Below are 18,936 nucleotides of genomic sequence, written 5' to 3'. Positions count from 1 at the left end.
ATGAAACCTATTAAATTAAAACCGATTTGGGCTGCCGTTGCTGCAGGCGTGATTTTATCCGGCTGTGCCATGATTCCGAAGTACGAACAGCCGCAAGTGGCTGTTCCCCAAACCTTCAAATACGATGTTCAGGAGGAAGAAGGGCAAAAAATTCAGACGGCCTCAATCGGTTGGCAAGATTATTTTGCCGACCCCAGACTGCATCAGTTGATCGAATTGGCATTGAAGCAAAATACCGATTTGCGTAAAGCCGCATTGAATGCCGAAGCCGTGCGCAGGCAGTACATGATTGCCCGTGCCGACCTGTTGCCGGGTATCAATGCCAGCGGCAACGGCAGTCGCGGACGCTCAGCGGCCGATTTGAGCGGCGGCGTATCAACGGTCAGCTCCGCTTATAAAGTCGGCTTGGGGATAACGGCATACGAATTGGATTTGTTCGGACGCGTGCGCAGCAATACCGAAGCCGCGCTGCAAAGCTATTTCAGCAGTCGTGCCGCGCAAGATGCCGCGCAGCTGGCTTTGGTTGCCGGTGTCGCAAAAGCCTATTTCAACGGCTTGTATGCCGAAAATGCCATGAAGCTGGCTCAAGATGTTTTGGCAACGCGTCGGGATACTTATAAGCTTACGCAGTTGAAGCACCGTGCAGGTGTGGTTTCCGCTTTGGATTTGCACCGCCAGGAAGCGTTGATTGAAGCGGCCAAAGCCGATTATGCTTCAGCCGTCCAAGCCAAAGAATTGGCGGAGAATGCGCTTGCCTTATTGATAAACCAACCCGTTCCCGACAATCTTGAACCTGCTTTGCCGCTGCATAAACAGTTTGCCGTCAGCAAGCTGCCTGCCGGGCTGGCGTCCGAAGTTTTATTAAACCGTCCCGATATCCGTGCGGCCGAATTTGCTTTGAAACAAGCTAACGCCGATATCGGAGCAGCCCGCGCCGCTTTCTTCCCAAGTATCAGCCTGACCGGCACATTGGGTTCGGGTTCGACCGAGTTAAGCGGTTTGTTTAAAGGCGGTAACAGTACATGGGCATTTATGCCGGTGATTAATCTGCCGATTTTCAACTGGGGCAGTATGACCGCCAATTTGGATGCGGCGAAGATTCGCCGGCAGATTCAGGTTGTCAATTATGAAGCCGCCGTTCAGGCCGCGTTCCGCGATATTTCCAATGCACTTGTTGCGCGGGAGCAATTGGACAAGCGTTACGGCAGCGTTCAAAAACAAAGTAAGGCACATGCGCATACCTTGCGTTTGGTGCAGCTGCGTTATAAACACGGAGTGTCCAGCGCGTTGGATTTGCTGGATGCAGAGCGCAGCAGTTACAGTGCCGATTTGGCTTTGTTGTCGACACAGTTGACGCGCTTGGAAAATATGGCCGATTTGTATAAAGCATTGGGCGGCGGCCTGCATCGTCAAACAGTGCAGCAATAGTTTGACGAAGTGTTTTGGAGATGATGAGGCCGTCTGAAAATTTCAGACGGCCTTATCTAAATATGGTTTCAATATTTGGAAAAGATAAGAAAGAAAGCAGTATGGACAGTATGGTAAAAACCGCTTTTGCAATTTGGCTGGCAGCCTGTTGCGGCATGGCGGCGGCAGAAACCCGACTGGTTTTGAATGATGATTATTTGGTCGGGGAGTGGTGGTGTTTGGTTAAAGATGCAGATGAGGATTTTATCAGTTTGTCGAATACCGAATACCGTTCGGATCATACCTTTTCGAGTAAAAGCGTTCTATCCGCCTTGCATTTGTTCCGCATTTCCTCAGAAGAAAAAGGCACATGGAACATTGCCGGCAACGAGATACATACACATTCTGCGCTTTTTGATGTGAAAAGAGAAAAAGATCACGAAGAAAGTGCGCAGGTTGTGCGCGAATTGAGCGAAGAAGAACGGCAAATGGCCGAGGATTTGGGTCAGACGCTTTTCCAAGGTATGTTGCAGCAACAGGGAGCATATACAAAAGACATTTACCGTCTGGATACGCTTGGGGAGAATTCATTCCGCGTGTCCGGCGGAGAAGGGGACGGCTTAATCAAAGGAAAATGCAGCCGCGTTATCGGTAACGGAAAGTGAGTTGTATGTTTCGATGCCGTCTGAAAACCGGCTGTTTCAGACGGCGTTTGTTTGAGAGCGTTTGAGTTGCAAAGCACCTAAGGGCTCAAGCACATTACATAATATATCAGCCGCGATTTCCGGCATTTGCAGTTTTCTTGGCGGAAAATCCGTCAGGCCGGACAGATTTAATTAAACCCGGTAGTACAAATCCGCCAAGAAAACAGATATAATCAAAACCTTTTCCCGATAAAGCCGAGTTGTTCGGGAAAACAACATTTTCGGTGGTTTATCGCCGTAAAAATCCAACCGTTTCGAAAAAGGTACTTGAAAAGAAGCGGTTTTTTATGGTATAAATCGCGTTTTACTATTTTAGAAGTTTGGAGACTAACCATGGCACGAGTTTGCAAAGTGACCGGTAAGCGCCCGATGTCTGGCAATAACGTATCACACGCCAACAACAAAACCAAACGTCGTTTTTTGCCTAACTTGCAATCACGTCGTTTTTGGGTAGAGAGTGAAAACCGCTGGGTTCGCCTGCGCGTATCTAACGCTGCATTGCGCACTATCGATAAAGTAGGCATTGATGTCGTATTGGCTGATTTGCGTGCTCGCGGTGAAGCTTAATTCAACAGAATAAAGGATTACTGCAATGCGCGATAAAATCAAATTGGAATCAAGTGCAGGTACTGGCCACTTTTATACCACTACCAAAAATAAACGCACTATGCCCGGCAAATTGGAAATCAAAAAATTTGATCCTGTAGCCCGTAAGCATGTTCTTTACAAAGAAACCAAATTGAAATAATTTGTGTTTTACCAATAAAGCTCCCAAGATATCGGGAGCTTTATTTTTTATGTTTGTCTTTTGCGTCCGTAAAAAGAACGGATGAAAAAATGCTGACGCAGGCTGTTTTTCCGAGACCGAGCGGTTAAGCTGTCCGACCGGTTTTGGTATTGCCATGGTTTATGAAGCGCAGTTTCGGATTAAGTATTGCTGCCGTTAGGCAGCGATTGCTGTGTATTGTGAGAAATATCAATATTGGGTTTGTGATATGAAAGAGGCCGAGACCTTTGCAAAATAGCCCCTTTACCCAACAGCCGAAACCCAAACACAGGATTTCGGCTGTTTTCCGTTCTAAATATCCCCTTTATTTCCCTCAAATACCCGATAATCGGGTATCTGAGCTGCCTTTCAGACGGCAACAGGCGCACGTAGCCTGTTGGCTGCTTTCAGCAGGTTCAAACACATCGCCTTCAGATGGCTTTGCGCACTCACTTTGCTCAGACCAAAATAAGTTGCCCGGGCATGGCGGAATTTACGGTGCAGCGTACCAAAGCTTTGTTCGACCACATAACGGGTTTTCGATAAGTGTCGGTTACGTTTGGTTTGAGCTTCCGTCAACGGCCGGTTGCGGTGGGATTTGCACATGATGCCGTCCCGCAACTGATGTTCTTCCAGATGTTGCCGGTTTTCCATACTGTCGTAGCCTTTATCGGCATAGACAGTCGTGTCTTGGGCTAGGCCTTCCAACAAAGGCAGCAGGTGTTTGCACTCATGGGCATTGGCGGCAGTGATGTGCAGTTTCTCAATATAGCCTTCCGCATCGGTGCGGGTGTGTTGTTTGTAGCCCAGCCTGTATCGCCCGTCTTTCTTCACCCAACGGGCACCGCTGTCTTTACTCGGTGTGGTTTGGCTGTTGACTTGCCCTTCGTCATCCACTTCTATGGCCTGACGTTGTTTGCCGCCGGCCGTCTGAATAATGGTAGCGTCAACGATGGCGGCGGATGCTTTCTCTACTTTTAAACCCTTGTCAGTCAGTTGGCGGTTAATCAGATCCAGTAATTCGGCCAAGGTGTTGTCTTGCGCCGGCCGGTTGCGGTAACGGCATAAGGTGCTGTGATCGGGGATGCTCAGTTCGTCAAAACGGCAAAACAGATGGAAATCGATGCGGGTAATGAGGCTGTGTTCGAGTTCGGGATCGGAAAGGCTGTGCCATTGGCCGAGTAAAACGGCTTTGAACATGGACAGCAGGGGATAGGCGGGACGGCCGCGGTGGTCTCGAAGGTAACGGGTTCTTTGATGGTTGAGGTAATGCTCGATCGGTTGCCAATCAATCACCTGCTCCAGCTTCAGTAGAGGAAAGCGGTCGATGTGTTTGGCAATCATGGCTTGGGCGGTTTGCTGAAAGAAGGTGCTCATGAAAAATCCCCTAAATGTCTTGGGAGGGAATTTAGGGGATTGCGGGGAATTTTGCAAAGGTCTCAGGCCGTCTGAAAATTTCAGATGGCCTCTTGGCAATATTTTCGGGGCTATTGGTTTTTTAATCCCAATACATCCTGCATATCAAATAAACCGTTCGGTTGGTTGTTCAACCATACTGCGGCGCGAACTGCGCCTGAGGCAAAAGTCATACGGCTGCTGGCTTTGTGGGTAATTTCCACGCGCTCGCCGTCGGTGGCGAATAAGGCGGTATGATCGCCGACAACATCGCCTGCGCGGACGGTGGCAAAACCGATGGTTTGCGGATCGCGTGCACCGGTGTGGCCTTCTCGGCCGTATATGGCGCATTCTTTCAGATCGCGTCCCAAAGCATTGGCAATAACTTCGCCCATACGCAATGCCGTACCGCTGGGGGCATCGACTTTATGACGGTGGTGTGCTTCGATAATTTCGATGTCGTAGCCTTCGTTCAATACGCGGGCTACGGTATCGAGAATGTGGAAAGTCAGGTTGACGCCGATGCTGTAGTTGGCTGCGAATACGATGCCGATTTTTTCGGAAGCCGTTTTAATGGCCGTTTTGCCTGCGTCGTCAAATCCGGTCGTGCCGATAATCATGTTTACGCCGGCTCGGCTGCATTTTTCAATGTAGAGCAGGCTGGGTTCGGGGCGGGTAAAGTCGATTAAGACATCGCTGCCGGCCAAAACGGCATCCACATCACTGCTAATGGCGACACCTGTTTTAATGCCGATGGCGTATCCTGCATCCAAGCCCAATGCTTCGGATTGGTCGTGTTCCAGTGCGCCGCTCAGGACGGTTTCCGGATGATTGTTAACTGCTTCGATTAATACGCGGCCCATACGGCCATTGGCTCCGGAAATGGCGATTTTCAAAGGGGTCATTTCGATTCCTCGGCAGCAGATGCTCGGTTGGCATTTTCTGCTTTGATTTGTTCTACTGCGTATTCGATGGCGCTGCCTTCTGCTTTAACCAGTGCATCGTCTTTGAAATACAAAGTCATGGTGCGCTGTTCGTCGATGATGCCGTTGCGTGAAGTGTTATAGGTATAGTCCCATCGGTCGGCGTGGAACGGATCGCGTAAAAGCGGTGTGCCTACCAGCAGCTGTACTTGGTCGCGGCTCATGCCGGGTTGTAGGGAAACGACGGCACGTGCGTCGAGCTGGTTGCCCTGGATGACTTTCAGTTTATAAGAGGGGAAATAGGAAACGCGTTCTGCGGTACAGGCAGAGAGTCCCAATAGGGCTGCCAGGGCAAAATACAGAGATTTGTTCATGATTCGGCCTTTCTGGGTAGTCGCGGATTGTCAGTATGCACCAATCTTCCGGTAAAGGATAGGGCAATTGAAAGCCTCTATCATCTAATAGTGGGCAAAGCGGCTAAAAGTGCGTATTATAACGGTAATTTATATTATACGGGTATGGAAAGAGAAATATGGACAACCAATTCAGTAATATTGCCCAGCTGAAGGACAGTGGTCTGAAAGTAACCGGGCCGCGCTTGAAAATTTTGGATTTGTTTGAGAGCCATGCTGAAGAGCATTTGAGTGCCGAGGATGTTTACCGTATCTTGTTGGACGAGGGTATTGAAATCGGTGTGGCTACGATTTACCGTGTTTTGACTCAATTTGAACAGGCGGGCATTTTGCTGCGCCACCATTTTGAAACCGGTAAAGCGGTTTATGAATTGAATACCGGCGGTCATCACGACCATATTGTTTGTGTGAAATGTGGCAAGGTAACCGAATTCCACAGCGAAGAAATCGAAAAATTGCAGGATAAAATTGCCGATGAAAACGGCTATCGTATTGTCGATCATGCTTTGTATATGTATGGCGTTTGCGATACCTGCCAGAAAAAAGACAAGCGTTAACCGATATTGTGAAATTTCAGACGGCCTTTGTTTTGCAGAAGGCCGTCTGAATTTATTTGAGGCCGTCTGAAAATGCGCATTCCTTTTTTACCGCCGAATGATTACCGCTTTCCCGAACAGCTTTGCGGATTGGATGAGTATGACGGTTTGGTGGCGGTAAGCAGTGATTTGGCTCCGGAGCGGATATTGTCGGCATACCGTTTGGGGATTTTTCCGTGGTTTATGGAAAAAGGCTTGTTTTATTGGTTTGCCACATCGCCGCGCGCCGTATTAAGGCCGTATGAAATTCATATCGGCAGATCGTTGGCCAAAACGCTGCGCAACAAACCTTATCGGGTAACGGTGAATAAAGCGTTTGAGACGGTGATGACTGGTTGTGCCGGGGTTCCCCGCCCTAACCAGTCGGGATCGTGGATTAAAAACGACTTTATAACGGCTTATCGGAAATTGCACCATATGGGGCATGTGCATTCGTTTGAATGTTGGTTTCCAAACGGTAAAGGCGGTGAAATTATTGCAGGCGGCTTGTACGGTGTGCAGATAGGACGGGTGTTTTACGGAGAATCCATGTTTGCATTGCAGCCGGACGCTTCGAAAATTGCTTTTGCCCATGCGGTTAAGTATTTGGCGGAATGCGGTATTGAATTGATAGACTGCCAGCAGGATACCCACCATTTGGCGCGTTTCGGTTCGGAGCTGATGGACGTTGGAGATTTCCAGACCGAATTGCGGCGTTTGAATGCGCTGCCTTTGGATTGTGCCGTTTCACAGAAAGTGTTGGCAGATAATTTTGATAAGGTTTGAAAGGCGGCCGGCGGTCTATTTTCTTTATTGGATAAGCGGCAGTTACATGGCACAATGCAGATGTTTGCAAGTTTATCGGTTGAATGAGGCAGCCGTCTGAATTTTCAGACGGCCTGTGGATTTACTTTATTGATTGAAATTAGGAAAAAATATGTCATTACAAAACATTATTGAAACTGCATTTGAAAACCGTGCGGAAATTACGCCGTCAACGGTAACTGCAGAGGTGAAAGAAGCGGTTTTGGAAACTTTGCGTCAGTTGGATAGCGGTGAATTGCGTGTGGCCGAGCGTTTGGGTGTCGGTCAGTGGAAAGTCAATGAATGGGTAAAAAAAGCCGTATTGTTGTCGTTCCGTATTCAAGACAACGAAGTGCAAAATGACGGTGTAAACAAATATTTCGATAAAGTGCCGACCAAATTTGCCGATTGGAACGATGAGCAATTCCAAGCGGCCGGTTTCCGTGCGGTGCCGGGTGCGGTTGCCCGTCGCGGCAGTTTTATCGGTAAGAATGTGGTGCTGATGCCTTCTTACGTGAACATCGGTGCTTATGTGGACGAAGGTACGATGGTGGACACCTGGGCGACTGTCGGCTCGTGTGCGCAAATCGGTAAAAACGTGCATTTGAGCGGTGGCGTCGGCATCGGCGGCGTGTTGGAGCCGTTGCAGGCCAGCCCGACCATTATTGAAGACAACTGCTTCATCGGCGCACGTTCGGAAATCGTTGAAGGCGTAATTGTGGAAGAAGGCAGCGTGATTTCCATGGGCGTGTACATCGGCCAATCCACCAAAATTTACGACCGCGAAACCGGCGAAATCCACTACGGCCGCGTGCCTGCCGGTTCGGTGGTGGTATCGGGCAGCCTGCCGAGCAAAGACGGCAGCCACAGCCTGTATTGCGCGGTAATCGTGAAGAAAGTGGATGCGCAAACCCGCGCCAAAACCAGCGTAAACGAACTGCTGCGCGGCGTTTAACATCGAAGTTTGGTAATGAAAAAAGCGGATAAGGTTTATCCGCTTTTTTGTTGACTGAAAAATTTAATAACGCGGAACGGTAGGATCAATTTGATCAGACCAAGCGTCGATGCCGCCTTGCAGATTGTATACCGATTCGAAGCCTGCATTTTCCAGATACATAGCGGTGTACAGACTGCGCATGCCGTGATGACAGTAAACTACGATAGGTACATTGTCAGGAATATCATTTTGGCGCAAAGGTATCAGATTCATCGGGATGTGCAGATGGTTGGGAAGAGAACAGAATTGGACTTCTTCGTCTTCTCTGACATCCAGCAGGGTTATGTTTCGGCCTTCGTCCAGCCACTGTTTGAGTTCGGCGGGGGAGAGTTGCGGAATGCTCATGTTTGTTCAATCGGTTTGATGTGTTGTGAATAGAATAAATGTATTAAAGATGCCGTCTGAAAATTTTCAGACGGCATCGGTATTATTATCTCGCGAAAAGCGGTTTAGAAGTTAAACAGGTTGGCAGAACGAACGGCTTTGCTGCGTAAATTCGGTACCAATGTGTCGAACAGGACTTGTTCGGTAAAATTGCCGCCTTTGCGGGTAATCAGCAAGGCGCGTTGAACCGGTGCGCTGCCAACGATAACAACCATACGTCCGCCTTCGGCCAATTGGTTTTTCAATACTTCAGGCGCTTCGGGAACGCCGCCGCCGATGTAGATTGCGTCAAACGGTTCGCCCCCCGCTTCGCCTGCCAAACCGTCGCCGATTTGGTAGGTAACGGAGTCCAAGCCTAAACCGTCTAAAGCCTGTTTGGCACGCGCTTGCTGTTCGGCATCAATATCGATGGTTACAACATTGCCGCCGCACATTTTGCACAGAACCGCCGTTGCATAGCCGGAACCGGTACCCACTTCCAAAACTTTTTCTCCGGCTTTCAATGCCAAGCCCTGAATCAGTCGGGCAACGATTTTCGGTTCCAGCATGCTGCTGCCGTTCGGCAGCGGCAAAGCTTGGTCGGCATAGGCCAAGCCGTGCAGGTTTTCGGAAACAAAGTGTTCGCGGGGAATATCGCTTAATGCGTCCAGAATATCGAAGTCCAACACGTCCCAAGGACGGATTTGTTGTTCGACCATGTTGAAACGTGCTTTTTCAAAATTCATGCCATGCTCCGCTATTTTAGGGTGGTTTGTTTTCATAATCTGATAATTATAAAGATTTATATTGGCTTTAACAATATTTCAGACGGCCTCTGTTGACGGTTCAACCGTGTTGGGTCGTGATGATTTGCGCCAACTTGCCTAAATATTCGGCATCAATGTCGTCAAATTGCGCGGTTTTGTCGGCATCAACGTCCAAAACGGCAATGACTTGGTGTCGGAGGTTAAAGACGGGTACAACGATTTCGGATTGGGAAAGCGACGAGCAGGCAATGTGATCGGGGTGAGTGTTGACATCTTCGACAACAATGGGGATTTCTTGAGCCCAAGATTGGCCGCAGACACCACGTCCGTAAGGAATGCGTGTGCAGGCCAAAGGGCCTTGGAAGGGGCCGAGTACCAATTGCTTTTTATCGGTATCGACTAAATAAAAGCCTACCCAAAACCAGCCGAACGCTTCTTTTAAGACGGCGGTGATGTTGGCCAAATTGGCAATCAGATTGGTTTCGTCTTCGATCAAGGATTGGATTTGCGGCAGAATTTCTTGATAAATGCCGGCTTTATCTGTCGCGTGAATATGGAAAGTATGCATAACGGTAAACAGAAAATAAAGCGTACATTTTGGCTGTGCGTATCATGAAGGTCAAGGCCGTCTGAAAATAGGTCTTTGCCATGCAGTATTGCTAAATCAGCCATAATTTACTACACTTTGCTACATTTGGTGCATGATAATACTATGGTGCATAGTTGCACCGGCTATAGTCGGTTGTGACGGATTTTAAGGTTGTCTTAATACCTTTGCAGATTGTTTTTAAAAGGAATGCGGTTATGTGGGATAGAAAATGGGTAATCGGTAACTGGAAGATGAACGGGCGTTTGCAAAACAATAACGCCTTGATGCACCGTTTCCGAATTTTACCCGAAGCCGATAAGGTTACCATCGGTTTGGCCGCGCCTACCGTTTACCTGTTGCAACTGCACAATGCCATGCAGATCGTGTTGAATAACCGTATTTTGACTTGTGCGCAAGATGTCAGCCGTTTTGCCGGTAACGGTGCATATACCGGAGAAGTGTCTGCCGAAATGATGGCAGATATCGGAGTGGATATCGTCTTGATCGGCCATTCCGAGCGCAGCCTGTATTTTGGCGAGAAAAACGAAATACAGCGCCAGAAAATGGAAAATGTATTGAATGTCGGCCTGCTGCCTTTATTGTGCGTCGGTGAAAGCTTGGAAGAACGGGAAGCCGGTAAAGAACAAGAAGTCATTGCGCATCAGCTGTCGGTTTTGGAGGGATTGAATACAAAAAATATTGCCGTTGCCTATGAGCCTGTTTGGGCTATCGGAACCGGCAAAGTAGCGACGCTCGAGCAGATTGCCGATATGCACAAATTTATCTATCAGCAAATATTGTCTTTGTGCGGTGATGATGTTAAAATCCGCGTTCTTTACGGTGGAAGCGTCAATGCGGCAAATGCAGCAGATATCTTCTCCGTACCCTGTGTAGACGGGGCATTGGTTGGCGGTGCGTCACTGTCGTATGATTCGTTTACTGCCATTATTAATGCCGCACAAGAATCATAGAGCATATGGAAGCTTTTAAAACCGCAATTTGGATCGTTAATATTTTTTCCGCATTATGCGTTATCCTGCTGGTGTTGATGCAGCACGGCAAAGGCGCGGATGCAGGTGCAACTTTCGGCTCCGGCTCAGGGAGTGCGCAAGGTGTATTCGGATCCAGCGGTAATGCGAATTTTTTGAGCAGAGCCACAGCAATAGCAGCTACTGTGTTCTTTGCAACTTGTTTGGCTATGGTCTATATCCATAGTCACTCAAACAAACATGGTTTGGATTTTAGCAACGTGCAGCAAAGCCAGCCTGCTGAATTGCCTAAACAAAAGTAAATTTTTAGCCGACATGGTGGAATTGGTAGACACGCTATCTTGAGGGGGTAGTGACCGTAGGTCGTTCGAGTTCAAGTCTCGATGTCGGCACCATCAAAAGAAAACAGCCCGATTTTCGGGCTGTTTTTTTTACGTCTAATACCGTCTAACGCCATAAACCAAGATTCAAGCATAGCAAGGCTTACAGCCTGATTAAAGGTGTTTTCAGACGGCCTTAATTATCCAATACAGTAAAATCCCGTCTAATTGAATAAACCAAAAAACGGGGGTATATTTAGGGGTATCTGAAAAACACCCCTAAAAAAATACCCCCAAATGCCGCTAAATGACCGCCAAATAAAGAATGCCAAGCCCGCCGCCAAGCCATACAAACTGGCAGATGGCAAGGGTATGTTTTTACAGGTTACACCAGCGGGCGGGAAGTTATGGCGGCTGAAATACCGCATAGACGGCAAAGAAAAATTACTTTCAATCGGCAAATATCCCGCCGTTTCTTTAAGCGAAGCCCGAGAAGCCGCCGAAAATGCCCGCCGCCTGATTGCAACAGGGCAAGACCCCAGCGCAGCCAAGCAACAGGCCAAGCAAGAGCGGCAGGCAGCCCTACTCAATACCTTTGAAGCAATAACGCGCCGATGGCATAGCGAGAACCTGCACCGCTGGAAGCCCGACAATGCCACCCGCATTCTCAATCACTTTTCAAAAGACGTTTTCCCGTATATCGGCGGGCAACAGATAGACGGTATAGCCGTAGCAGACGTGAAAGCCATAATCGAGCGCATAGCCGCCCGCAATGCAACCGCCACCGCTGAAAAAATCAGGCAATGGATAGCCGCCGTATATGGCTATGCCGCCATGCTGGAAATAACCGACCGTAACCCCGCCGCACCATTACGCGGCTTTTTAGCCAAAGCGGAAACCCGCCATTTACCCGCCTTGCCCCGTGAAGAGCTGGCCGAGTTTTACCGCCGCTTGATATTGGCCGATATTGACCCGCAAAACCGCATAGCTGTAATGCTGGTTATGCTGGTGTTCGTAAGAAGCACCGAATTACGCGGCGGCCAATGGCATGAAATAGACTGGCAGGCGAAAACATGGACTATCCCCGCCGAGCGAATGAAGCTACCCCGCGCCCATGTGATACCGCTTTCAGATTGGACGCTGGAATTACTGCAAGAGCTACACGGCCACACGGGGCAAACACCCTATTTATTCCCCAGCCGCACAAAAACGGCAGGATTTATCAGCGAAGCCACCCTAAACCGAATTATCGAGCGGCTAGGATATAAAGGCACGGCTACGCCGCACGGATTCCGCAGCTTGGCAAGCAGTATATTAAACGAACAGAACTTTAACCCCGATGCCATAGAACGGCAGCTTGCCCATGTGCTGAAAGACAAAATCCGCGCCGCCTACAATCGGGCGGAATACTGGCCGCATAGGGTAGAAATGATGCAATGGTATTCAGATTATTTGCGGGAACGGTATAACCAAGCCCGCGCGATGATTGAGAGTGAAGCAGCCCGATAAGAATAGGCCGTCTGAAAACGAATTATCCAACAACCGACAAAGCCCCGCGCCTTGTCGGTTTTTTTATTTTAAATTTCTTTACCCAATTTTTCTTAAATTAAATTTAATTTAAAACAAATCAAAAAGACCAGCTATTTCAAATTTTTAAATATCCAATTTTAAAAATGAAACAATGTTTCATTTCATAGCTGTTTCACATAGTGAAAAGGCGTTACACACAGTGAAATACGGCACTTGAAAGCGACTATTTATTTTAAAACAATACGGCTTTTACCGCATTGGACGGGATTATCTCGAATGGAACTAAAAGTAATACGCGTACAAGACGTGGCCGAGCGGCTTGGCATTTCCGCATCTGCCGTTTGGTACAAAACCAATCCAAAACACCGCCTTTATGACCCCGCATTTCCCCGCCCGTTTAAGGTTTCGGCCAATGTAACGGGCTGGCTGGATAGCGAAATATCCGCATACATTGAAAAACTGGCAGAAAGAAGAAAGGAAACAGCATGAATGCCGCTGCATTTGACATTAACGCCGCTATGAAACAATACGGCGCATTAAGCCGAAAGCTAGACAAGGCCGTAGTCAAGCTGGCCGAAAAAACCGCTGCATTGAAAGCCAAACACCACGAAGCGACCGCCGCCGATGCCGCCGCGTTGCAAGACTTAGAATCAAAAATCAAAGCATACGCCGAAAGCCATAAATCCGAGCTTACAGGCGGCAAAGGGCAGACGGCCAAAATCGGCACAGGCTGCATCAAATGGCGAAAAGGCCGCCCCAGTGTAAAGGTTACGGGCGATATTGAAGACGTTATCAAGTCAATCAAACGCCGCCGCTTAAGCCGCTGGATTTACTGCCGAGAAGAAATCAACAAAACCGCAATTCTTCAGGAAATCGACACGCTGCAAGCCAAGCCGATTGATGGGCTGGAGATTATCCCAGCAGGCGAAACGATTAATATCGAATTGGAGATATAGCATGTCAAATAACTTTACTGGCGACGATGTATTAAATTTTATTCACGATAAAAGCGCGGAAATTATGCGCGGTTTTGGCATTAAGCCTAATGTAATCGCATCTGTAAGCCTTGCATTAGCAGATGGCATGGCCGCCGCGTTTGGCGGGCAATTGGTTTATTTCAAAATCCAGCAAAAGCACTCAATAGAAGAGCGAAACTTAGCCATTGTTGAAGATTTTGAAAGCGGCAATTATTCAACGGGCGAACTTTCCCGTAAATACGGGCTTTCTTTGGCGCATATTTACAAAATAATCAAGAGTAAAAAGCATGAACCTAACTCTTAAACGCTTTCAGATTTTCCAATCGGGAACGCATAGAAGCAGCAAAGGTATCACAAGAACTTACCCCGATAGCCTTTTGGAATCCGTTGTAAACGAATACAACAGCAGAGAAACCAGAAATGCCCCTTTGTATATCGACCACCCGCCCGAATATTCCCGCCGTAGCCATGAGCCGATGGGCGTAATCGACAAGCTGGAATTTAACAACGGCAAGATATACGCCCATGCCTATATCAACGACAGCCTATTATCCAAAGTGCGGCGGGGCGCATTGCGGGCGGTTTCAGCGGGGTTTACGCAATTAGGGGCAGCCGCTGGCATGGTATTAGACCATGTAGCCTTTCTAAACAACCCCGCCGTTAAAAACATGGAAGCCCTAAACTTTTCAGACGGCCTAAGCGGCGGCGCGGTAGAACTGAACTTCAGCGAGCCGCAAAGCGACCACGAGCGCGTAACGTATTACGCAGCCCGCCACGGCATCAGCTATGAAAAAGCGGCGCATATCGTATTGGGCAGCGGCAGGCCGATTGAAAGCGGCGTTTGTTTTGCCGAAGACCACGAGAAAGCGCAGGCAATACAGTTTTTACGGGCGTTAGTAGAAACACACAGCAGCGGCAACGAATCGCAAAAACTGCACCGCCTAGCCATTCAGTATCAGCAAGAACACGGCGTAAGTTACGAACAGGCCGTAAGAGCTTGCCTGCATAAAACCAATTATTAAACCGAAAGAAAACCACCATGAAAAACAGCGTAAAAAGTATTTTAGAAAGCATCAAAGGCGAAACCAGCAAAATCAAGCAGCAACACGCCGAAAAGCTGGCCGAACTGAATCAAGCCAAAGCCGAAATCAGACGCTTGAAAGAGCTACCCGTATCAAAAGCCGATTTTTCCGCGTTATTGATGAAAAACATTCAAACCGAAGCCGACAAATACACAAATGACATGGGGAAAGCCATGTTTACGCCCGTATCGTCTATGGATAAAGCAGCAAACATGATTAGCATGGAAAACTTAGAACTTTCTGCAAACGGGCGCGGCTTAGGCTGGATTTTCAGCGAAACAAGGGCGAATGTATTAAACAACACCACCGACGACACCCGCACCATGCGCCGCGCCCTTTGCTGGCTGATACCCGAAGCGATACACGGGAAAATCATGGACATTATCGACCAAAGCGGCCATCAATGGGGCAATGAAGACCTGCCCAGCGTATCAGAGCGACACGAAACCATAGCCGATTTAGAAGACCGCGCCGCTCAACTTCAAGCAGAATTGGACGAATTGGAAGCCGCCATTAAGGATTTATCGGGCGTTGTTGCCCCCGCCCAAGAGCCGCCATTATCCGACACAGAGCGAGCCATTTTAGCGACGTATCGTTAAAAAACGCTTGACAGGAAAAAAACGGGGGGCAATAATGGTCGCGTTACTGTAAATCCAGTAACCAGCCGTAGGAAGCTGAATAGATAGGCAAACAAGCCGCCCCGAATATCAGAGCTACCCGATAGCCCGAATATCAGCGGCGTTTCTATTGTTTGCATTCCCCTTGTTTTACCTTTTTCAATGGCAGGCGGGGGCAAAGCGGGCTTTATGCCCACTGGTACTATCTGCCAGTTTCCTACCCTTTGCCCTTTGTCTGCCGCCCCACGCGTAGGAACGTGAGCGGCGGCGGAAAGACCAGATAGAAAGGTAAACATCATGAAAAATCAAACTTCTGTTTCTCAACATTCCCCAGCATCTGAAACCTTAGCAGTTTTCCGCGATTCCGACACCCCGCAATGCCTTTCAAACCATGACGGCTTTTTGCTGAATGAAGCCGCCTATCTTCAAATCGAGCGCGTGATAGATATGCTTGCCGCCATTTCGACTTTTTCACGCGGCCAAGACAAGCGCGAAGAACAGCTATTCAACACCCTTTCATTTTCCAGCGAACTGCTAGAACAAGCGATTAAACCCCGCCCGCAATCCGCCTAACCCCCAATCAGAAACCCGCCTGCCTATGCCTGAAAACGGCAATAGGCGGGCAGGCTGCAACCATACGCAGTGCATACCCCGTTTCTGACCGCCCATACGCGCAATTGGCGGCGGGGATAGGGGTAAGCCTGCCTGAAAGGAAAAATGCCGTGAATATGAAACCTTACGACCTATCCGACCTGAAAGCCGCCGCCGCTGGCCGCTGGCCTGAAATCCATGCCGCGCTAGGCATTCCCCGTGAATACCTTAACCCCCGCAAACATTGCCCCTGCCCCTATTGCGGCGGCAAAGACCGTTACCGCTATACCGACTATCAAGGCACGGGCGCGTTTATCTGCAACCAATGCACCCCCGACGGCGGCAGCGGCTTTGACTTGCTTATGCTGGTGTTTGGCTACGACTTTGCCACCGCCGCCAACGAAACCGCCGCCTTATTGGGTTTTTCAGACGGCCAAGCAGGGCAACACCAGCCCCGCGCCCCGTTGCCCCCTGCCAAGCCTGCCACCCCGCCGAAAGACAAACAGGCCGCCTTGCTGAATCTATGGCACGAAGCCATACCCATCAGCGGCCAAGACCCTGCCGCGCAGTATCTGCACGGGCGCGGCATACCTGATACCGCTTTTCAGACGGCCTTCAATATCCGTTACCACCCCGCATTACCCCTATGGGCAACCGACACCGACGGCCAAACGGCCAAACCGCTGTTAATCGGCTATTTCCCCGCCATGCTGGCCGCCGTAACCACCGCCGACGGGCAATTACAGGGCTTGCATAAAACCTATCTGCAACCCGATTCAGACGGCCTTTACGGCAAATTACAGGCCGCCCACCCCCACACAGGCGAGCCGTTGCCCGCCAAAAAGATGCAATCCCGCTTACCCGATGCCCTGAAAGGCGCAGCGGTACACCTTTTCCAACCTGACGCACAAGGCCGCCTGATTGTTGCCGAAGGCATAGAAACAGCCATAGCCGCCCGCGCCCTTTTCGACCTGCCTGCCATTGCCGCCTTATCCGCTTACGGCATGGCTTCGTTTGTATGGCTGTCTGAAACGCAGGAACTGTTTATTTGCGCCGACAACGACGACAACCGCACGGGCATGAAAGCCGCCCACAGCTTGGCAGTAAGAGCCATCAAGGCAGGCACCAAGGCGCGGATATGGCAGCCCGAAACGGCAGGCTTTGACGCTTTAGACGAACTGAACCACCGCCAAGCCGCCCGAAACGCAGAATAACCATTCAGAGAAAGCACAGCATGAAAAACGAAAAAACCGCAGAAATTGCCGAGTTTGAAGCAGTAACACTCAAGCCCTATTTTGAATGCAATAAAAACGGCGTTTTTTATATCGCCGTAGAAAGCAATAGAGACGGGAACATTACCGAAAAGCCGCCATTGCGCCTATCTGATTGTATTGAAATTATCGGGCGCGGATTGGACACGCAGGGCAGCCATTACCGCGTTATTCAATGGCGCGACGCAATCAGCCGACAGCGCAAAGCCGCCGCCCTTTCAATGGCGGAAATAGGCACACCTGCAAGCTGGCAGCGGCTGCAAAGTTACGGCCTAACCATCATGAGCGGGCGCAGAAAGCGGGAATTGCTGGCCGACTATCTGCAAACAGACGGCCAAACCACGCCCTACACCGTAACAGACAAATCAGGCTGGATAGATGGGGCGTATATCCTGCCAAATGGCGATGTAATACAGGCAAATCCAAACGGCAAACGCGCCGCAAAAGTTATCTACAACGGAGACACCAGCCAAGCCGCCGCGTATGCCGTATCGGGAAGCCTTGAGCAATGGCAGCGCGAAATAGCCGCCAAAGCAGCGGGAAACAGCCGTTTATGCCTAGCCATAGGAACAGCATTAGCCGCCCCCCTGCTATCCCTTTTGAATGAGCAAAACGGCGGATTCCACCTATACGGAGACAGTTCCGACGGTAAAACTACCGCCGCACTAGTCGGCTTGAGCGTATGGGGCAGCCCCGCCGCCATTAAAATGGCATGGCGGGGAACGGATTTAGGCTTTAGCAATGCCGCCCTTTCCCGTAATGACGGCTTACTTGTCTTAGACGAAATCGGCGAAGCACACCCAAAAACCATTAGCAAAACGGCTTATTCAGTTATCAACGGCAAAAGCAAACTGCAAGGCGCAAAAGACGGCGGCAACCGCGCCGCCCAAGAATGGCGGATTTTGCTGTTTTCCACAGGGGAATACAGCCTACAAAATTACATGGAACGAGCGGGCGAAAAATGGGAAGCAGGGCAAGCCGTAAGATTGCCCAGCATACCCGCCGCCGCCCGTTACGGCATTTACGACACCCTGCACGGATACCCAAGCGGCGCGGCATTATCCGACCACCTGCAAGCCGCCGCAGCGCAATATCACGGCACGGCTGCAAGAGAATGGATAAACAAGCTACAAAACACCGACTGCAAAACCATTCAGACGGCCTTTAATGCCTTTATGGCAACCCTGCCCGATTTAGACAGCCAAGCCGCCCGCGTTGCCCGCCGCTTTGCCATTACCGCCGCCGCTTTAGAGCTTGCCACCGACATAACGGGGCTTGCCGCAGGCGTAGGCATGGCGGGGGTAAAACAATGTTTTGACGACTGGTATAAATTGAACGGGGCTTGCAAATATGAAGACCGCCGCATAATCGAAGCCACCGCCGCATTTATGGCGCGGTTTGCGGATACTGCCCGTTTTTCCAACTGGAACAGTACATACACAGACCATGCACACGCAGGATACAGGCGACCCGCACAAACCGCCGCCGAGAATGAAGCAGGTTTAGATGAATACTGGATAATCCCGCCCGTATTTTCTGAAGAAATCATGGCGGGCGCAGACATAAACAAAGCCTGCCAAGTTTTGCACGGTATAGGCTGGCTGCAACGCAATGAAACAGACAACCGCTATACATTCAAGAAATACGGAAAAGGACGTTTTTATGTATTGATAGGCATAGAGCCACCGCCAAGCCATTGAACAGCCAAGCGAATAAAGGCCGTCTGAAACACATTCAGACGGCCTTTTTTTCCCACCCATGCAAACATAAAGCAATTTTTATATATAAATATAAATAAATCAAGCAGAAAATGTTAAATTCTTAGACTTGAAAAATGCTACACGCGCGATAAAACG

24 protein-coding genes and 1 tRNA gene are annotated in these 18,936 nt (G+C 49.5%); 19 read left to right on the top strand and 6 right to left on the bottom strand.

What is annotated here, in order from left to right; genetic code table 11:
* The 4 genes from EL309_RS04480 to rpmG all read left to right on the top strand — a co-directional run bounded on the left by EL309_RS04480 (position 1) and on the right by rpmG (position 2,859).
* Positions 1–1,428: an efflux transporter outer membrane subunit gene (locus tag EL309_RS04480; protein ID WP_004283106.1), complete on the top strand. Its 1,428-nt coding sequence runs from the start codon at positions 1–3 to the stop codon at positions 1,426–1,428.
* A 101-nt stretch (positions 1,429–1,529) separates the two neighbouring features.
* Positions 1,530–2,072, top strand: a complete 543-nt coding sequence (locus EL309_RS04475; RefSeq protein ID WP_231987915.1) for a hypothetical protein — start codon at positions 1,530–1,532, stop codon at positions 2,070–2,072.
* Between the two features lie 372 nt (positions 2,073–2,444).
* Complete coding sequence (gene rpmB, locus EL309_RS04470) at positions 2,445–2,678, top strand: 50S ribosomal protein L28 (protein WP_002216391.1); 234 nt, start codon at positions 2,445–2,447, stop codon at positions 2,676–2,678.
* A 25-nt stretch (positions 2,679–2,703) separates the two neighbouring features.
* Positions 2,704–2,859, top strand: a complete 156-nt coding sequence (gene rpmG, locus EL309_RS04465) for a 50S ribosomal protein L33 (RefSeq protein ID WP_004283097.1) — start codon at positions 2,704–2,706, stop codon at positions 2,857–2,859.
* 387 nt (positions 2,860–3,246) lie between these two features.
* Here rpmG and EL309_RS04460 read toward each other — a convergent pair whose 3' ends face one another.
* The 3 genes from EL309_RS04460 to EL309_RS04450 form a co-directional block, all read right to left on the bottom strand.
* A complete protein-coding gene (locus EL309_RS04460) occupies positions 3,247–4,254 on the bottom strand; it encodes an IS5 family transposase (protein ID WP_126382084.1) in 1,008 nt (335 codons plus the stop codon).
* A 110-nt stretch (positions 4,255–4,364) separates the two neighbouring features.
* Positions 4,365–5,177: a 4-hydroxy-tetrahydrodipicolinate reductase gene (gene dapB / locus EL309_RS04455; RefSeq protein ID WP_004283738.1), complete on the bottom strand. Its 813-nt coding sequence runs from the start codon at positions 5,175–5,177 to the stop codon at positions 4,365–4,367.
* Positions 5,174–5,569 (bottom strand): outer membrane protein assembly factor BamE, encoded by a 396-nt coding sequence (locus EL309_RS04450; RefSeq protein WP_081463194.1) that lies wholly within the window; start codon positions 5,567–5,569, stop codon positions 5,174–5,176. The genes dapB and EL309_RS04450 overlap by 4 nt, the downstream gene beginning before the upstream one ends.
* 158 nt (positions 5,570–5,727) lie before the next feature.
* On the opposite strand from EL309_RS04450, the gene fur reads away from it, so the two are divergent.
* The 3 genes from fur to dapD all read left to right on the top strand — a co-directional run bounded on the left by fur (position 5,728) and on the right by dapD (position 7,942).
* The gene (fur, locus tag EL309_RS04445) at positions 5,728–6,165 is read left to right on the top strand and encodes a ferric iron uptake transcriptional regulator (RefSeq protein WP_004283740.1); all 438 of its coding nucleotides are present in this window, start codon (positions 5,728–5,730) and stop codon (positions 6,163–6,165) included.
* A 72-nt stretch (positions 6,166–6,237) separates the two neighbouring features.
* Entirely contained in the window at positions 6,238–6,969 is a 732-nt protein-coding gene (gene aat, locus EL309_RS04440; protein WP_004283742.1) for a leucyl/phenylalanyl-tRNA--protein transferase, read from the top strand.
* Positions 6,970–7,120: 151 nt separating this feature from the next.
* Positions 7,121–7,942, top strand: a complete 822-nt coding sequence (dapD, locus tag EL309_RS04435; RefSeq protein ID WP_004285356.1) for a 2,3,4,5-tetrahydropyridine-2,6-dicarboxylate N-succinyltransferase — start codon at positions 7,121–7,123, stop codon at positions 7,940–7,942.
* 63 nt (positions 7,943–8,005) lie between these two features.
* On the opposite strand, the gene EL309_RS04430 is transcribed toward dapD, so the two are convergent.
* The 3 genes from EL309_RS04430 to EL309_RS04420 form a co-directional block, all read right to left on the bottom strand.
* Entirely contained in the window at positions 8,006–8,329 is a 324-nt protein-coding gene (locus EL309_RS04430; RefSeq protein ID WP_040669763.1) for a rhodanese-like domain-containing protein, read from the bottom strand.
* A 104-nt stretch (positions 8,330–8,433) separates the two neighbouring features.
* A complete protein-coding gene (locus tag EL309_RS04425; protein ID WP_004283745.1) occupies positions 8,434–9,093 on the bottom strand; it encodes a protein-L-isoaspartate O-methyltransferase family protein in 660 nt (219 codons plus the stop codon).
* 100 nt (positions 9,094–9,193) lie between these two features.
* On the bottom strand, positions 9,194–9,682 hold the full coding sequence (locus tag EL309_RS04420) for a GAF domain-containing protein (protein WP_004283747.1): 489 nt from the start codon (positions 9,680–9,682) through the stop codon (positions 9,194–9,196).
* A gap of 236 nt (positions 9,683–9,918) precedes the next feature.
* Between EL309_RS04420 and tpiA the strand changes: the two genes are divergently transcribed.
* The 12 genes from tpiA (at position 9,919) to EL309_RS04360 (ending at position 18,780) form a co-directional block, all read left to right on the top strand.
* Positions 9,919–10,674, top strand: a complete 756-nt coding sequence (gene tpiA / locus EL309_RS04415; protein ID WP_036494224.1) for a triose-phosphate isomerase — start codon at positions 9,919–9,921, stop codon at positions 10,672–10,674.
* A 5-nt stretch (positions 10,675–10,679) separates the two neighbouring features.
* Positions 10,680–10,994, top strand: a complete 315-nt coding sequence (gene secG, locus EL309_RS04410) for a preprotein translocase subunit SecG (RefSeq protein WP_004283750.1) — start codon at positions 10,680–10,682, stop codon at positions 10,992–10,994.
* 7 nt (positions 10,995–11,001) lie between these two features.
* A tRNA-Leu gene (locus EL309_RS04405) sits at positions 11,002–11,087 on the top strand.
* A 222-nt stretch (positions 11,088–11,309) separates the two neighbouring features.
* The gene (locus EL309_RS04400; RefSeq protein WP_004283751.1) at positions 11,310–12,521 is read left to right on the top strand and encodes a tyrosine-type recombinase/integrase; all 1,212 of its coding nucleotides are present in this window, start codon (positions 11,310–11,312) and stop codon (positions 12,519–12,521) included.
* A gap of 297 nt (positions 12,522–12,818) precedes the next feature.
* Positions 12,819–13,031, top strand: coding sequence for a helix-turn-helix transcriptional regulator (locus tag EL309_RS04395; protein ID WP_004285360.1), 213 nt, complete (start codon positions 12,819–12,821; stop codon positions 13,029–13,031).
* Complete coding sequence (locus tag EL309_RS04390) at positions 13,028–13,498, top strand: host-nuclease inhibitor Gam family protein (RefSeq protein ID WP_004283753.1); 471 nt, start codon at positions 13,028–13,030, stop codon at positions 13,496–13,498. The genes EL309_RS04395 and EL309_RS04390 overlap by 4 nt, the downstream gene beginning before the upstream one ends.
* 1 nt (position 13,499) lies before the next feature.
* Positions 13,500–13,823, top strand: coding sequence for a Mor transcription activator family protein (locus EL309_RS04385; RefSeq protein WP_004283754.1), 324 nt, complete (start codon positions 13,500–13,502; stop codon positions 13,821–13,823).
* Positions 13,807–14,541, top strand: a complete 735-nt coding sequence (locus EL309_RS04380) for a hypothetical protein (RefSeq protein ID WP_004285361.1) — start codon at positions 13,807–13,809, stop codon at positions 14,539–14,541. The genes EL309_RS04385 and EL309_RS04380 overlap by 17 nt, the downstream gene beginning before the upstream one ends.
* Before the next feature lie 17 nt (positions 14,542–14,558).
* On the top strand, positions 14,559–15,200 hold the full coding sequence (locus EL309_RS04375) for a hypothetical protein (RefSeq protein ID WP_004283758.1): 642 nt from the start codon (positions 14,559–14,561) through the stop codon (positions 15,198–15,200).
* A gap of 315 nt (positions 15,201–15,515) precedes the next feature.
* Positions 15,516–15,791, top strand: a complete 276-nt coding sequence (locus tag EL309_RS04370; protein WP_004283759.1) for a hypothetical protein — start codon at positions 15,516–15,518, stop codon at positions 15,789–15,791.
* 155 nt (positions 15,792–15,946) lie between these two features.
* On the top strand, positions 15,947–17,023 hold the full coding sequence (locus EL309_RS04365; RefSeq protein ID WP_036494228.1) for a DUF7146 domain-containing protein: 1,077 nt from the start codon (positions 15,947–15,949) through the stop codon (positions 17,021–17,023).
* A 20-nt stretch (positions 17,024–17,043) separates the two neighbouring features.
* A complete protein-coding gene (locus tag EL309_RS04360; protein WP_004283761.1) occupies positions 17,044–18,780 on the top strand; it encodes a DUF927 domain-containing protein in 1,737 nt (578 codons plus the stop codon).
* The last annotated feature ends 156 nt before the right edge of the window (positions 18,781–18,936 follow it).

This window comes from Neisseria weaveri, assembly GCF_900638685.1.
In the GTDB taxonomy this organism is placed as follows: domain Bacteria; phylum Pseudomonadota; class Gammaproteobacteria; order Burkholderiales; family Neisseriaceae; genus Neisseria; species Neisseria weaveri.
This window is presented reverse-complemented; position numbering and strand designations above follow the sequence as displayed.

Coding starts and splice junctions, on each gene's coding strand:
- EL309_RS04425 (WP_004283745.1), bottom strand. CDS start 9,093: ATGAATTTTGAAAAAGCACGTTTCAACATGGTCGAACAACAAATCCGT.
- EL309_RS04370 (WP_004283759.1), top strand. CDS start 15,516: ATGAAAAATCAAACTTCTGTTTCTCAACATTCCCCAGCATCTGAAACC.
- tpiA (WP_036494224.1), top strand. CDS start 9,919: ATGTGGGATAGAAAATGGGTAATCGGTAACTGGAAGATGAACGGGCGT.
- EL309_RS04450 (WP_081463194.1), bottom strand. CDS start 5,569: ATGAACAAATCTCTGTATTTTGCCCTGGCAGCCCTATTGGGACTCTCT.
- EL309_RS04430 (WP_040669763.1), bottom strand. CDS start 8,329: ATGAGCATTCCGCAACTCTCCCCCGCCGAACTCAAACAGTGGCTGGAC.
- EL309_RS04390 (WP_004283753.1), top strand. CDS start 13,028: ATGAATGCCGCTGCATTTGACATTAACGCCGCTATGAAACAATACGGC.
- EL309_RS04420 (WP_004283747.1), bottom strand. CDS start 9,682: ATGCATACTTTCCATATTCACGCGACAGATAAAGCCGGCATTTATCAA.
- EL309_RS04480 (WP_004283106.1), top strand. CDS start 1: ATGAAACCTATTAAATTAAAACCGATTTGGGCTGCCGTTGCTGCAGGC.
- dapD (WP_004285356.1), top strand. CDS start 7,121: ATGTCATTACAAAACATTATTGAAACTGCATTTGAAAACCGTGCGGAA.
- EL309_RS04395 (WP_004285360.1), top strand. CDS start 12,819: ATGGAACTAAAAGTAATACGCGTACAAGACGTGGCCGAGCGGCTTGGC.
- EL309_RS04380 (WP_004285361.1), top strand. CDS start 13,807: ATGAACCTAACTCTTAAACGCTTTCAGATTTTCCAATCGGGAACGCAT.
- EL309_RS04360 (WP_004283761.1), top strand. CDS start 17,044: ATGAAAAACGAAAAAACCGCAGAAATTGCCGAGTTTGAAGCAGTAACA.
- fur (WP_004283740.1), top strand. CDS start 5,728: ATGGACAACCAATTCAGTAATATTGCCCAGCTGAAGGACAGTGGTCTG.
- EL309_RS04385 (WP_004283754.1), top strand. CDS start 13,500: ATGTCAAATAACTTTACTGGCGACGATGTATTAAATTTTATTCACGAT.
- secG (WP_004283750.1), top strand. CDS start 10,680: ATGGAAGCTTTTAAAACCGCAATTTGGATCGTTAATATTTTTTCCGCA.
- rpmG (WP_004283097.1), top strand. CDS start 2,704: ATGCGCGATAAAATCAAATTGGAATCAAGTGCAGGTACTGGCCACTTT.
- EL309_RS04460 (WP_126382084.1), bottom strand. CDS start 4,254: ATGAGCACCTTCTTTCAGCAAACCGCCCAAGCCATGATTGCCAAACAC.
- aat (WP_004283742.1), top strand. CDS start 6,238: ATGCGCATTCCTTTTTTACCGCCGAATGATTACCGCTTTCCCGAACAG.
- EL309_RS04375 (WP_004283758.1), top strand. CDS start 14,559: ATGAAAAACAGCGTAAAAAGTATTTTAGAAAGCATCAAAGGCGAAACC.
- rpmB (WP_002216391.1), top strand. CDS start 2,445: ATGGCACGAGTTTGCAAAGTGACCGGTAAGCGCCCGATGTCTGGCAAT.
- EL309_RS04475 (WP_231987915.1), top strand. CDS start 1,530: ATGGACAGTATGGTAAAAACCGCTTTTGCAATTTGGCTGGCAGCCTGT.
- EL309_RS04365 (WP_036494228.1), top strand. CDS start 15,947: ATGAAACCTTACGACCTATCCGACCTGAAAGCCGCCGCCGCTGGCCGC.
- EL309_RS04400 (WP_004283751.1), top strand. CDS start 11,310: ATGCCGCTAAATGACCGCCAAATAAAGAATGCCAAGCCCGCCGCCAAG.
- dapB (WP_004283738.1), bottom strand. CDS start 5,177: ATGACCCCTTTGAAAATCGCCATTTCCGGAGCCAATGGCCGTATGGGC.